The following is a 13,143-nucleotide window of genomic DNA, read 5'->3' on the forward strand; positions in this document are numbered from 1 at the left end:
ACAAAAAAATTCCTGATTACGAAGAAAATACAGCACATGTATCTTCTTCGTAATCAGGAATTATTGGTTCCTGGTAGAGACCTCCAAACCATATTATTGGAGTTATACGAATGAAAGTATTTCATTAGGTTTTTTTAAAGGATAAATAATATTAGCTTTTTTGTCAATCACTTTTTTAAAGCTTTAGCAGCTCTTCAATATGCCCTATTGCACTATGAAGCCGTTCCTTATAATCTCCGCTCAGGGTTTTGTAATCAATCTTATGATTGTTCAGCAGTGTTTTTAGAGCATCGTTGTTTTGGAGCCTTATATCGTGCTCTCCATGAACACGAAGTCCATCGTCCACCCATTTCACATCAGGTTCAAGGTATAGCCAAAGGTCATAATCCTGCAGGCTCGCTATTTCATCCAGCACTGTTTGATGCTCATTGTTGTATAGATTTGAGTAAAATTGAGTCACGATTGCCTCTGTGTCGATAAAAACAATCCTATTCGCTTTTTCAATCGCCTTCATTTCTTCAAGCTTATGGCCGTAAGCGATTTTGTGGTAATCTTCCTTCACTATGATACCTTCGCAGCCGCCTAGTTCTTCACATACAATTCGGCCATATTCCTCAACATAGGAAGTATTATAAACTTTAGCAAGATTTCTTGTCAGGGTAGATTTCCCGCAGCTTTCGGTTCCTACCAAAACAACCTTTTTAACGAAATAAGGTTTAACAAAGTCAGGAATGTACTCCCAATGATGAAAGACGCCTTCATTACGGATCGCTGTTGCTGATATATTCACATGTCCCCGATTCGGATCAATCAATTCGTGTTTCGCCTCAGGATAAAGTTCATTAAAGATATCGCTATATTCATACTCTGAACTAAAGACATAATCAATGTGCTTTCCAATTGCCTTTTTTATATTCCCGGCACCTTCAGCCCAGTTGTAATCTTCATTCCCCTGATCGTCTTGAATGGAAATGACCTTAACATGCGTCATATCTTTTGTTAATTGACTGAGCCACCGCAAACGGATCTGAGGCGGAATATAATCCATTTTAGAACGCTGGCACAATTGCCTGTCACGCAGTTCGCTATGGGACAGTACAACGTACAGTTCGTCAACGATGGATGAGGCCTGCACGATGGCATAGACGTGGCCAAGATGCAGGGGGAGAAACTTGCCTCCAATAAACCCAACTGTCATTTAAACCGCCTCCTTATTCTGTTTCACATATAATTTCCGCCAGTTGATATAACCATAAATGCTGTTGAACAGGAAAGCAGTCCACATGACTAGCATCGAAAAGTCATTGCCTCCCTGTGAGATGAGAGCACTTGCCCAAAGAATAATGGATAATACATTAACGGAAATCCACAGGAGCCATTGCTCCGCAAATCTCTTCAGCATCAGTATCTGCGCAGTTATTGAAAGGACGTTTGTAGCTGAATCCGTCCAGACAAAATTGCCCTCTAAATATCTAAGGAAATACCCATATCCAATTGTAAGGACGACAATGGATACTAATGTATAGAGCCAGCCCTTTGTTGTCAGACTATTAACCTTCACATCTTCCCCTTTAACATCCCGATTTGTTTTATGCTGTCTCCACAGATAAATCCCGATAAATTGCACCGGAAAATAAAACAGGGCATTGAGCATGGCTTCTCCATAAAGACCATAACCGTAAGCAATATAAGCATAAGTTAAGGTCTGCACGATACCAAAGTAATAGTTTGCAATCTTCCCCTTCGCCACCAGAACCACACATAACATCCCGCTTATGGATGATATGAGGCCTAGAAGTGAATCTGACCAGGCAAAGAAAAGATAAATGTTAACCAACGTAAAAGTGATCAGCCATATAATTTCAAACCGCGTCCAGTTCTTAAAAATCCCCATGTGAATCTCTCCCCTTATATGATTTGCTTTTCACCCTTGCAGCTTATTTCTATACACGGACACAATCGGCTGGAAGTCATTAAATCGATAAAGCTGAGCCGGCGTCTTGGAATATCGGTTCGATTTCTTAGGCTTCCCGTCTTCAGATACCGCTTCAATAAAAGGAAGTGTCGGTGCTTTTCTGAAAAAGGCAGCATCAGTCGAGATCGAAGGATCATCCAAAACTGTCAATAAGACGCCCTGAAGTTCAGAAAGCACAAATTCCTCCGGAAGAAAATGCTTAGCAAGTGTTGTGAGTGCCATATCTTTTTTAATAAACCAAAGTGCATCATCCATAATGGTCCGATGATCGAATGCAAGATCAAGTTCAAGTGCCTCTTCAAGAGTAAACAGCCCAATTTCAGAAGCATCATAAGTCTTTTTCCGGCTCCTTAATGCCGCTTCATTTGCAATGACATAATGTGCATTAGACATAATCCATCCCCGCAGATCCCGGCCAGGAGAATCATAGACACCAAAATGCTTTATTTTCAGCCCTTCCACTCCGGTTTCCTCGGCTAACCTTCGCTCTGCTGCCTGAAACGCTGTCTCATTGGGACGTACAAATCCTCCCGGGAGTGCCCACTTTCCTGCTTCCATATTTGGATTTCCATCATGGTCCAGCTCGCTTCTTTTAATCAGCATGATTTTCAATTCTTTTTTGGAGGTTTATATTCTCCCGAGAGCTTAGATGTAATTGTAAAAACCGCTATATCACTTGTATAACCGTCTGGGGTAATATATTTATTCTTCAATTTTGTTCACCTCATTTTTAATTAACATTTTGTTAATTGTTAATTAAAATATATTCCATAATTTGCTGTTAGTCAAGATAATTTTACAAAGAGGATTTCTTTTAAGAGAAAGATGCTTATTACCTTAGTTCATTTACCTTTTAACGCATTTTTGAGCATAAAAAAAGAAAGTGCCAAATGATTAGACACTTTCTTTTTTATCTTAATGCTGATTTTTAACTACTTCTTGACCACGGACATTCCACGTTACAGCGAATATGATGGCTGCAAGGACACAAGATGCGGTTAACAGCATAAATCCTGCATCCCATCCAGATGCATCTACGATAACACCCATTAACGCATTAGCTGTTACAGTACCTCCGAGGTAACCAAACAATCCAGTTAATCCTGCTGCAGTTCCGGCAGCCTTTTTAGGAACGAAATCAAGTGCCTGAAGGCCGATTAACATTACCGGTCCATAAATAAGGAAACCGATCGCAATCAAACAAATCATATCGATCGTTGGATTTCCTGCAGGATTAAACCAGTAAACAAGAACAGCGATCAATACTCCCAGCATAAACACAAAGCCTGCAGGACCACGGCGCCCTTTGAAAAACTTATCTGAGATCCAGCCGCATAATAGTGTTCCTGGTATACCCGCCCACTCATATAGAAAATAGGCTACGCTGGACTTGCTCATATCGAACCCTTTTTCTTCGCTCAAATAAGTTGGTGCCCAGTCCAGTACACCATAGCGGACGAAATAAACGAAAATGTTTGCAATAGCAATGGCCCAAACCCATTTATTATTTAATACATACTTGAAAAGAATTTCTTTTGTTGTTAATTCTGTTTCAAAAGTTTTCTTGGTTTTACTTGGATAATCATTGCGATATTCTTCAATGGATGGCAGCCCAACCGATTGAGGAGTATCACGAATGAGGAAGTAGGCAATGAATGCAACAACAATAGCTACAAGTGCAGGTAATATAAATACACCTTCATAGCCTGAAGAAGAGCTTCCGGCTATGCCTGCGAACATCGCTGCACCCGCCACGGCAAGAGGTGCCATCAGCCCCCCGCCGACATTATGGGCTACATTCCAAATGGCTGTTTTGTTTCCTCTTTCATTGATGCTGAACCAGTGTACAAGAACACGGCCAGATGGCGGCCAGCCCATTCCCTGGAACCAGCCATTTAAGAAAAGCATAATAAACATAATAGCAACAGACGAAGTAAAGAAAGGAACAAACCCCATTAATAAAGAAATAATAGCAGATAGAATTAACCCTGCAGGCAGGAACATCCTTGGATTGCTCCGGTCTGAAAAGGTCCCCATGACAAATTTACTGATGCCATAGGAAATAGAAATAGCAGATAGCGCAAAGCCAAGTTCAGTTTTGGAAAAACCTTCTTCAATAAAGTAAGGCATGGCCAGTGAGAAGTTTTTCCGGATCAAATAATACGCTGCATAACCAATGAAAATTCCCAGAAATACTTGAAATCTAAGTTTTTTATACTCAGAATCAATTTGTTCTTCAGGCAATCTTTCAATTGGGGGAGCAGGCTTAAACAGTTTGAACATTTAGGTTCCCCCTAAGATAGATTTGACAACAATATTAACTGCTAAAAAAACAAAACCCATACTTTAATAACACTTCCAGGAATGGAAGTGCAAAAAAGCATGGGTTCTCCGTTTCTCCACCATAGTTAACTTGTTATGTCACAATTCTAGTATTATTTGTAAACGTTGTCAATAGCCTATAAAACTATTTAGATTGTTTTCGATAGGTACAAAAAAGGTGCCTGCCCTCTTAATCTTTAAGGGCCAGACACCTAAATCCATACCTATAGCTTCACTTCAACTGGCTTAACTGCCGTTTCTGCTTCACTTTTTACAGCAGGTTTCTTCGACCAATAAGTCGCAAGAATCGGCCCTGAAATGTTATGCCAGGCAGCTGCCAGCACACTTGGAAGTGCTGCCAATGGACCAAAGTGTGCAGTTGCAAGTGCAACACCTAAACCGGAGTTCTGCATTCCAACTTCAATGGCAATCGCTCTTCGGTTTACTTCATCCTGCCCAAGCACTTTTCCTGAAAAATAGCCAAGCAGGAGTCCGAATCCATTGTGAAGCATGACGGCTGTAAAAATCAGAAGCCCAGATGCGGCAATGGTTGCTGAATTGCCTGAAACGACTGCAGCTACAATTGTGATAATAGCTGCTACCGAAATAAGCGGTAATATAGTTAAGCTTTTTTCAACGGCCACAGGGAAGAATTTCTTGATGGCCAGACCTAGAACAATCGGTACAATGATAACCTGGACAATAGACATAAACATGGCTACAGCATCAACCGGCATCCATTGGCCGGCAAGCATCAGGAGAAGGAGCGGTGTCATGATCGGTGCCAATAGAGTTGAAACGGAAGTCATAGCGATGGATAACGGTACATTTCCCTTTGCCAGATACACCATAACGTTAGAAGCCGTTCCCCCAGGTACACACCCAAGCAAAACAAGTCCTGCTGCCAATTCCGCCGGCAAATTCAACAGTTTTGCAATGACGAAAGCGACCAGCGGCATGATGATGAACTGTGCACAAACTCCGATTAACACAGGCAATGGTTTGGTAAAGATGATTTTAAAATCGACTGCCTTCAGTGTAAGCCCCATTCCAAACATGACGACGCCGAGAAGGATGGTGATATAGCCCCCAATCCCAAAAATGGGTCTGGAAACATAAAGGCAATAACCGATGTTAAGATAACCCACACGGCAAAATATTTTCCGGCAATGGTACTGACCGCTTCTAATACCTTCATATCATCACGCTCCTTCTTTAGTCTTTAAGATTTTATTTGGATTAAAAAGGTTTTCTGGATCGAGTGCCTGTTTGATTTTTTCCATCACTTGCAGGGCTTGCCCATGTTCTTGTTGCTGATATTTCTGCTTGCCTACACCCACTCCATGCTCACCTGTGCATGTTCCGCCCCGCTCAAGAGCATAGAGGACAATTTGTTCATTGAACTTTTCTGCCTTAGCCACCTCATCCGGGTTACTCATATCAATCATGAGAAGTGTATGATAATTTCCATCTCCCACATGACCGACGATGCCTCCAGGAAGCCCCAGTGAATCTACCGCTTCCCTGGCATGGCTGATAGCGCCAGAAAGTTCTGAAATCGGAAGGCATACATCTGTCACCATCATTTTCTTACCGGGATGGCCGTGGATATAAGCATAAGCAAGGTTATGCCGGGCCTCCCACAAACGATTTCTTGCGGCATTATCTGTTTCAAATTCAATATCGAGGCAACGGTGGTCCTCAACTATTTCTCTTGTGAATGCGACATCCTGTTTCAAGCCGGCTTCATTGCCGTGAAATTCCAGAAAGAGTGTTGGACTTTCGTTATAGTTTGTTTCACTGAACAGGTTCACCTGCTTCATGGATGGTTCATCGACAAGCTCCACCCTGGCAATCGGAACACCTGCCTGTAATATGGATACAACCGCTTCAACCGCATCGTTCAAGGATGGAAATGAGGCTCTTGCAGCCATCACATGCTCGGGAATTCCATATACTCTTAATGTCAATTCCGTAAAGCAGCCAAGCGTCCCCTCAGAACCAACAAATAAACCATTCAAATGGTATCCCGATGAAGATTTAGCAGCTAAATTTCCTGTATGTATGATCGACCCATCAGCCAGAACCACTTCCATATCACGCACCTGATCACGCATGACTCCATATTTGACCGATGTTGTTCCGCTGGCATTGGTTGCCGCCATTCCGCCAAGCGTAGCATCCGCTCCCGGATCCACAGAGAAAAACAATCCATATTTTTTCAATTCCTTATTAAGCTGCGTGCGTGTCACACCAGGCTGTACACGGACAAGAAAATCATTTTCACGCACTTCCAGGATTTTATTCATTAAGGAAAAATCAATCGTAATTCCATGTTCGTAAGGTATGACATGCCCCTCGAGACTGGATCCCAGACCAAAAGGAACGATGGGAACTTTATATTGGTTTGCCAGCTTTACAACTTCACTGACCTGCTGGGCTGTTTCAGGAAAAACCACAATATCAGGAAGGCTCTCCTTATGGTAGGATTCATCCCTTCCATGCAATTCTCTTACTGTCTGATTTTCTGTTACCTGCTGCTCAGAAAGAACCTCCTTTAAAGCATGTACGAGGCTCATACTAGCTGTTTCCATCCTATACTCCTTCTTTCTTCTGCTGAAAATTTGGTCAAACCAATGGTATAATTGGTCCAACAAGTTAAGTCAATTATACTAACTTATCAGAAAAATTCAATTATTAATTTAATTATTTTTTCATTATTGATTAATAGATTTTAGGTCTGTTACATTTAGAAAAGTGAATGAGGCCTATTTTGAAAAGAGGTTACGGGGAATGTCGGAGAAAAAAAGACCTATCTGGTTTTAGTAGATAAAATTATAGAATGCTATTTAGGAGGAACTCTCAAACCGGGTGAAAGACTGCCTTCAGAAAGAGAATTGGCAGGCCAATTTAATGTCAGCCGGACAACCATCAGAGAAGCCCTGAGAACCATGGAACTGAACGGGCTCATCGATATCCGCCAGGGAGGCGGAAGCTACGTTAAAGTCTCAGATGTCCATTCAAGAAAAGAGGAAATCATCACAGCTGTCAAAGTAGAAAATCCGCTAGTATATGAAATGCTGGAGCTCAGGCGTGCACTGGAAGTCGAATCCTCCTTCCTTGCTGCCAAAAGAGCCACTTCTGTAGACCTGGAGAAGCTGCGTATAGCTTTGAATCATATGGCTCTGTCCAAACAAGACCCGGTGTTAGGGTTAAAAGCCGACCTTGACTTCCACATTGGGATTGCCGAGGCTACCCATAATTCGATTTTCATTGAATTGATACATACCCTCAAAGGACATATGGAAGATACCATTAAGGCTACACAGAATCATCGCTTTAAGGATCCCTCTCGTTACGAGGATACAATGGAAGAGCATAAGGAAATTTATCTGGCTATTGCCTCTGGGAATGGGGATAGAGCGAAGGAGTTGATGGAGGGGCATATTACGAAGATACGGGAAGAATTGGTGGCGTCGATGGTGTTTAGGATAGGAAAATGAAAAATGATAAGTTCCCTGCCCCTTTTATTGAAAAAACCGGTGTGTAAGAAAAATCTCCAAAAGTGCCTGCCCCAGTTTTAAAAACCAACCGGGGCAGGCACTTGTTTTCTCCCGCTCCATATTCGGACTTAGAATGCTTTTCGCTGATAAATAACTGTAGTAACTCCCCAGGAAACCGCATAGAAAGTTAAGATTACAGCTGCTGCTCCCATATATAAAAGCTGGGTGGATAGACTGAAAATAAAATCTGTAATCACCGTTAGGTTTTCGTTAATAAACGACACAATAGGCCCAGATAGATATGTTAAAAGCAGGAAACTTATAAGAACGACAGTAGTAATATAGCCTGATTTAAATAGATGAAATAACGGGAAGGTAAACGCAGCAAATAATAAAAATAAGCCACTGCCAATTGCAATATCAGTAATGGAAAAAGGTTTATTAAAAGCCAGCAAAGCCAAACTTGCGATCCCAGTTGAAAGAATCATATATAGGAGTGCACCAAGATAGCGCGATGCGATAATTTCCCTGCGTGTGTAAGGCAAGGAATTTAACAATATATTGGTCTCTGCTTTTTCATCATAAGCATAAGTGTTAAATGGAATGAAGATACTTGCAACCAGAAAAATTAGAGCAGGCTGAGCCCCCATTATAATAAAGAATAAGATAAAAGGAATAAAGATTAACAGCTGTCTTTTCTGGAGGATAACATCACGTCTGATTAAATTAAACATGGTGTACGCCCCCTTTAAAGGAATACATAATATCTTCCAGAGAAGCGCGTTCAATGACAACTGTGTTTCCGAACGTATTTTTCACCGCATTGACATTGGCAGTTAAGGCCTGGAATCCCGTTGGTGCACGATGAATATGGACAAACTCTTTTTCCGTGTCTCGATCCAGGAGGTCCAATCCGCCTTTAACAAGTGCATAGTTTTCAGCTATGTCGTGAATGGACTGATTAAAAACCAGTTTCCCACCCTGCATAAAAGCTATATAATCTGCAATCCGATCTAAATCTGTTGTAATATGCGTAGAGAAGAAAATGGTACGGCTGCCATCGATCATCAATTCCTGTAAAAGATCCAGCAGCTCGCGTCTAAAAATGGGGTCCAAACCTGCTGTTGGCTCATCCATAATAATCAGCTCCGCCCGATGTGAAAGTGCTATTGCTAAGGATGCCTTCATTTGCATTCCTTTTGAGAAGGTTTTAATTGCTTTATTAAGAGGCAATCCGAATGTTTCAATGTATTGATCAAACAGTTCATCATCCCAGTGTTTGTAAGCTGGTGCTACAATACGTTTGATATCTCTCAAGTTCAGTCCTTCAAAAAAGACATTTCCATCGTACACAAAACCAATGCGCTCCTTGATCGCCTTCTCATGATTCTTGTAATCCAGCCCAAAAATGTTTATTTCCCCGGCATCCGGCTTTAACAGATTCATCATCATTTTGATGGTAGTCGACTTACCAGCCCCATTTGCCCCGATAAACCCTGTTATAAAGCCTTGCTTCACTTGCAAATCAATATTTTTAACTGAAAAATCTTTGAAATGTTTCGTTACATTTTTTAACTCCACTACATTTTCCATATTCTCACTCCTCATATAAAATCTTCATCAATTCCTGCAGTTCATCGAAAGTCAGGCCAATTTCTCTGCTATTGGTAATGACTGCACTCAGCTGCTCTTCAATGACCTTCAGTTTTTTCTCTCTAATTACCTCTAGATTTTGCTCTGCGACAAAAGAACCTTTTCCCACAATGGAATAGATAAAGCCCGCCTTCTCCAATTCCTCGTAGGCACGCTTTGTCGTTATTACACTAATTTGCAGATCTTTTGCAAGTTGACGTATGGAAGGCAATGCAGTACCCTCTTGCAGATCACCTGCTAAAATAGACGATTTAATTTGATTCGTAATTTGTTCATAAATCGGCTCCTTTGAACTGTTGGAAATAATGATTTGCATGCCAATCCCTCATCTCGAAATAAGTGCCATTATTATTGTTACATTTGGATCAAAGTTATTATTTCACACCCTAATATATTGTGTATATACTATATATACACTATACACACGTATTTTGCAATAGTTTCCATTTTGGTGAAGTAAAAAAGCGGGCAACCCTTATTGGGTTCCTGCCTCATCTTTTATAATAAGTTCTGGCTTGACCTGTACTTCCTCTTCCAAATACTTTGTTGTGCTATACCCAAAAAAATCAAGACTTTTAGGAATCACATTATCTCCTAGTATCTTCGTTTTTTGAACAGTAATGAAATGACGCGGCTGTTCCATCTCTTCATACAAATTAGGTGTTATATTTTTCATATCATATTCTTTTCCATTCCTGTCGACAAAGATTCCTTCTTGGTCCATCTCCATCGAAGAATCATTACCCTCCTCAGTCACGATCATGAAATGAAGCGATTCATACATTCGATTCTTAATATCATGATTACTGAAGATAACAGTAGTAGGCTGTCCAATTTCAACCTTATCTATGGAGATCGTACTGCCTGCGTATTCAATGGATTGCGGATATTTCCCGCCTGCATCCAATTTGAAACTTTTCTGATCATCAATTGATAGATTCACACTGTCAAAATGAATCTTTACCTCTTTTGTTTCTTTTTCAAAAAGAGGTTCAAAGTGCGCTTGTAACTTGCTCCACTTTAAATCAGGCTGTCCATGCACGTAGGAACTTCCATATAAATCGGCTTCTACTAATTTATTACTAATCTCCATATCTTTAAAATTCATAATGTCTATCCGCTTTTCCTGCTGTTCGTTTTTGAAACCATACTGCAGGATTGTCGCAGTCGGAGCAAGAATTAGTTTATCCAGTTGAACCGGAACGCCCTCAATTTCTATTTCTTCATCCAATGCATACTCGACAGAAGGCTGTTTTTTTACTGGAATATCAAAGTCCCACTCCCCATTCTCCGGTTCCATATTCACATAAGAATCAGAAGGATCACGGACCAGTTTCATCACCTTATTAATGTTAAGCTTAATGGTATCACTTTCTTTTTCAGAGGCCTAAGACTAAATTTTCCATGATAGACGTTCTTTTCTTTATTATTTATTTCCGATTCAGTATCAGGAAGATAGAACCTTGGATACGTATTTGCCATCATGATTTCACTTTCGCCCTCTATAAAAACCCCATCATCAAAGTTAATCATATATTGATTATTTTCATTTGCATCTTCAATCTCATAAAATATAAGAGTCTGGATATCATCAGCTATTGCACTCTTAATCTTTATTTTCACCCCACCACTTTCTGCTTCCAGGTTCAGCCTTTCACCCACATCCTCCTGCAGAAAGGCACGCAGCTCCTGATTTTCTTCTGTCCAGGTGTAATAAAGCTTTGAAAAGACACCTGAAAAAATCCCTGCAAAAATGGCTAGAACGAATATACTTGCGGCAATTATGCCATTTCTTTTACGTTTATTGTTCTTTTGCTGAATATGCCTTTCCCTTTGTGCAACTCGTTCTTTGATATTTCCAATAAAACCATCAGGTACACGGAATTTCTCAATCGCTTCAGTAAAGCCCACCATAACTTCCTGTAAGGCTGCTAAATCCTCCTGGCAGTCCTGGCAATGATAGATATGCATTTCAAAATCAATTTTTGCGGGCCGTTCCAGGTTTCTCTCCAGATAATCAACGTAAAGCTTTCGATACTCATTACAGCCGTGATAGTGCTCTCCATATCCCATTCCGTTTCTGAGTGACTGAAGTCCTGAAAATAAAAGCTCCTTAACCTGTTCGGAAGAAACCTGGAGAAGCTGTGCTGTTTCGTCCTTTGAAAGTCCTCTTATGTATGTTAAACCTAGTACTTCTCTTTCCTTCTCTATTAACTTATGAAGTTCATGAAATATCTTTTGATGGGAATCACTTTCCTCCGAAGCTTGTAAACTTTTATTAAGAGAAAGTTCCCTGCAGATATGGATAAAAATAGATAAAACCCATATTTCGAAAGATGTGCTGCTTTTAAACCTAGGCAGCTCCTTATGCACCTGTAAAATGGCCCGATAAAAGGCTCCTCTATCTTGCGTTGATTCCCAAGATAGGACCAGCCAATTGCATATAAGGATCGCTGATGCTGTTCGAACCAGTTAACGATGGATTCTATGTCTTTTACTCTAATCTTCACTGGTAAAATGGGATTATTTTTTACTGGGATGATCAAGACCATTCTCCCCTCTATGTATGCCTAATTATTTATATACTGGCTTTATTATAACGATTAAAGTGATATTATTCACCAAAATTTGGATAAGAAAGACAAATTAAAAAACTCCTTTACAGAAGTTCTGCAAAGGAGTTTTCCCAATGAAAAGCTATCGATATCCCTCAGCATTGGCCGGTTTCCCCGCCTCCTGGACCTCCACCAGATATCTGAAGGCATCCGGCTGCGAACCGTCCAGATCTTGAAAGTTGTACATTTTAGCCAGCTGGCCACTGGAATAGGAGCCGCCGTTTAACCGTTTTTTATCTGGATCTTTTGCAATGGCACTAATCGCTCTTCCTATATACCTTGGTGTTTCAGAGATCACAAAATGAGGCTCCTTAACGGCAGCATCTCTCCAGTTCTCCTCTGTTACCCCAAACACCTCCAGCATGATTTCCGAACGCATCCAGCCGGGTGAAACAGCAACCGCTGTGCAATCATAAGGAGCAAGTTCATGTGCCAACGCTTTGGCCATCCGGATAACCGAGCTTTTAGCCAAATCATAAAATAGAGACAGACGGTAACGATTTTGATTGTACTCCTCTGTTCCGTCTGTGATTTCCGCAACTAATCCGCCTTTATTTTTAATCAGGAGCGGGAGGGCATAATGACTTGTGATAATATGGGTATCAATCGCCAGACGAAGCATTCTCATCCCCTTCTCCAGGGAATGCTCCCAGACAGGAATATCCCATTCCATCAAATTTTCGCTTCCCCATATATCATTGACGAGGATATCCAGCCTTCCCTGTTCTTTCTCAATTCTTTCAATCAATGACTGCACCTGATCAGGTATCAGATGATCCACTTGGACAGCAATACCTTTACCGCCAAGTTCGCTGACTAATTCAGCTGTTTCTTCAATGGTTTCCTTGCGGCCATATTCCGACATCTGATTTCGTGTCGTACGGCCTGTAACATACACAGTCGCACCTGCAGCTCCCAGTTCCATGGCAATGCCGCGGCCAGCTCCCCTTGTTCCTCCGGCTACCAATGCTACCTTGCCATTTAATGATATCATTCCTATCTGCCCCCTTTTGTGTTATATCTATACTATAATCATTAATGTTGACATCTAATGTCATATTTAACATTTTTATTG

Annotated in this window: 11 protein-coding genes, 2 pseudogenes and 1 riboswitch; of the genes and pseudogenes, 1 reads left to right on the plus strand and 12 read right to left on the minus strand. The window is 41.0% G+C overall.

Going from position 1 to position 13,143, the window contains the following annotated elements:
- Positions 1–30 precede the first annotated feature (30 nt).
- Positions 31–130, minus strand: a riboswitch (purine riboswitch).
- Positions 131–175: 45 nt separating this feature from the next.
- The 6 genes and pseudogenes from nadR to M5V91_RS10680 all read right to left on the minus strand — a co-directional run bounded on the left by nadR (position 176) and on the right by M5V91_RS10680 (position 6,891).
- Positions 176–1,198, minus strand: a complete 1,023-nt coding sequence (gene nadR, locus M5V91_RS10655) for a multifunctional transcriptional regulator/nicotinamide-nucleotide adenylyltransferase/ribosylnicotinamide kinase NadR (RefSeq protein WP_009330534.1) — start codon at positions 1,196–1,198, stop codon at positions 176–178.
- Positions 1,199–1,894 (minus strand): nicotinamide riboside transporter PnuC, encoded by a 696-nt coding sequence (pnuC, locus tag M5V91_RS10660; protein WP_009330535.1) that lies wholly within the window; start codon positions 1,892–1,894, stop codon positions 1,199–1,201. It abuts the gene before it with no gap.
- A gap of 30 nt (positions 1,895–1,924) precedes the next feature.
- Positions 1,925–2,688 (minus strand): annotated as a pseudogene (locus M5V91_RS10665) (NUDIX domain-containing protein).
- Positions 2,689–2,890: 202 nt separating this feature from the next.
- Complete coding sequence (gene glpT, locus M5V91_RS10670) at positions 2,891–4,258, minus strand: glycerol-3-phosphate transporter (protein WP_009330537.1); 1,368 nt, start codon at positions 4,256–4,258, stop codon at positions 2,891–2,893.
- A gap of 263 nt (positions 4,259–4,521) precedes the next feature.
- Positions 4,522–5,495: pseudogene (locus M5V91_RS10675) on the minus strand (bile acid:sodium symporter family protein).
- A 4-nt stretch (positions 5,496–5,499) separates the two neighbouring features.
- Entirely contained in the window at positions 5,500–6,891 is a 1,392-nt protein-coding gene (locus tag M5V91_RS10680; protein ID WP_009330539.1) for an FAD-binding oxidoreductase, read from the minus strand.
- A gap of 243 nt (positions 6,892–7,134) precedes the next feature.
- On the opposite strand from M5V91_RS10680, the gene M5V91_RS10685 reads away from it, so the two are divergent.
- Positions 7,135–7,800, plus strand: a complete 666-nt coding sequence (locus M5V91_RS10685) for a FadR/GntR family transcriptional regulator (RefSeq protein ID WP_284522271.1) — start codon at positions 7,135–7,137, stop codon at positions 7,798–7,800.
- Between the two features lie 128 nt (positions 7,801–7,928).
- Here the strand turns inward: M5V91_RS10685 and M5V91_RS10690 are convergent, their stop codons facing one another.
- The 6 genes from M5V91_RS10690 to M5V91_RS10715 form a co-directional block, all read right to left on the minus strand.
- Positions 7,929–8,534: an ABC-2 transporter permease gene (locus tag M5V91_RS10690; protein WP_192908515.1), complete on the minus strand. Its 606-nt coding sequence runs from the start codon at positions 8,532–8,534 to the stop codon at positions 7,929–7,931.
- Positions 8,527–9,393, minus strand: a complete 867-nt coding sequence (locus M5V91_RS10695; RefSeq protein ID WP_009330542.1) for an ABC transporter ATP-binding protein — start codon at positions 9,391–9,393, stop codon at positions 8,527–8,529. Before M5V91_RS10695 ends, M5V91_RS10690 begins: the two co-directional genes overlap by 8 nt.
- A gap of 4 nt (positions 9,394–9,397) precedes the next feature.
- Complete coding sequence (locus M5V91_RS10700; protein WP_009330543.1) at positions 9,398–9,769, minus strand: GntR family transcriptional regulator; 372 nt, start codon at positions 9,767–9,769, stop codon at positions 9,398–9,400.
- A 159-nt stretch (positions 9,770–9,928) separates the two neighbouring features.
- The gene (locus M5V91_RS10705; RefSeq protein ID WP_284522108.1) at positions 9,929–10,792 is read right to left on the minus strand and encodes a hypothetical protein; all 864 of its coding nucleotides are present in this window, start codon (positions 10,790–10,792) and stop codon (positions 9,929–9,931) included.
- Positions 10,792–11,826, minus strand: a complete 1,035-nt coding sequence (locus M5V91_RS10710) for a DUF4179 domain-containing protein (protein ID WP_284522109.1) — start codon at positions 11,824–11,826, stop codon at positions 10,792–10,794. Before M5V91_RS10710 ends, M5V91_RS10705 begins: the two co-directional genes overlap by 1 nt.
- A gap of 324 nt (positions 11,827–12,150) precedes the next feature.
- Complete coding sequence (locus M5V91_RS10715; protein ID WP_192908512.1) at positions 12,151–13,062, minus strand: SDR family oxidoreductase; 912 nt, start codon at positions 13,060–13,062, stop codon at positions 12,151–12,153.
- Between the last annotated feature and the right edge of the window lie 81 nt (positions 13,063–13,143).

Source organism: Cytobacillus pseudoceanisediminis (genome assembly GCF_023516215.1).
GTDB lineage: Bacteria > Bacillota > Bacilli > Bacillales > Cytobacillaceae > Cytobacillus > Cytobacillus pseudoceanisediminis.

What these genes read in the sequence shown, in the direction of transcription:
- nadR (WP_009330534.1), bottom strand. Translation starts at nt 1,198, where the DNA reads ATGACAGTTGGGTTTATTGGAGGCAAGTTTCTCCCCCTGCATCTTGGC.
- pnuC (WP_009330535.1), bottom strand. Translation starts at nt 1,894, where the DNA reads ATGGGGATTTTTAAGAACTGGACGCGGTTTGAAATTATATGGCTGATC.
- glpT (WP_009330537.1), bottom strand. Translation starts at nt 4,258, where the DNA reads ATGTTCAAACTGTTTAAGCCTGCTCCCCCAATTGAAAGATTGCCTGAA.
- M5V91_RS10680 (WP_009330539.1), bottom strand. Translation starts at nt 6,891, where the DNA reads ATGGAAACAGCTAGTATGAGCCTCGTACATGCTTTAAAGGAGGTTCTT.
- M5V91_RS10690 (WP_192908515.1), bottom strand. Translation starts at nt 8,534, where the DNA reads ATGTTTAATTTAATCAGACGTGATGTTATCCTCCAGAAAAGACAGCTG.
- M5V91_RS10695 (WP_009330542.1), bottom strand. Translation starts at nt 9,393, where the DNA reads ATGGAAAATGTAGTGGAGTTAAAAAATGTAACGAAACATTTCAAAGAT.
- M5V91_RS10700 (WP_009330543.1), bottom strand. Translation starts at nt 9,769, where the DNA reads ATGCAAATCATTATTTCCAACAGTTCAAAGGAGCCGATTTATGAACAA.
- M5V91_RS10705 (WP_284522108.1), bottom strand. Translation starts at nt 10,792, where the DNA reads ATGAAACTGGTCCGTGATCCTTCTGATTCTTATGTGAATATGGAACCG.
- M5V91_RS10715 (WP_192908512.1), bottom strand. Translation starts at nt 13,062, where the DNA reads ATGATATCATTAAATGGCAAGGTAGCATTGGTAGCCGGAGGAACAAGG.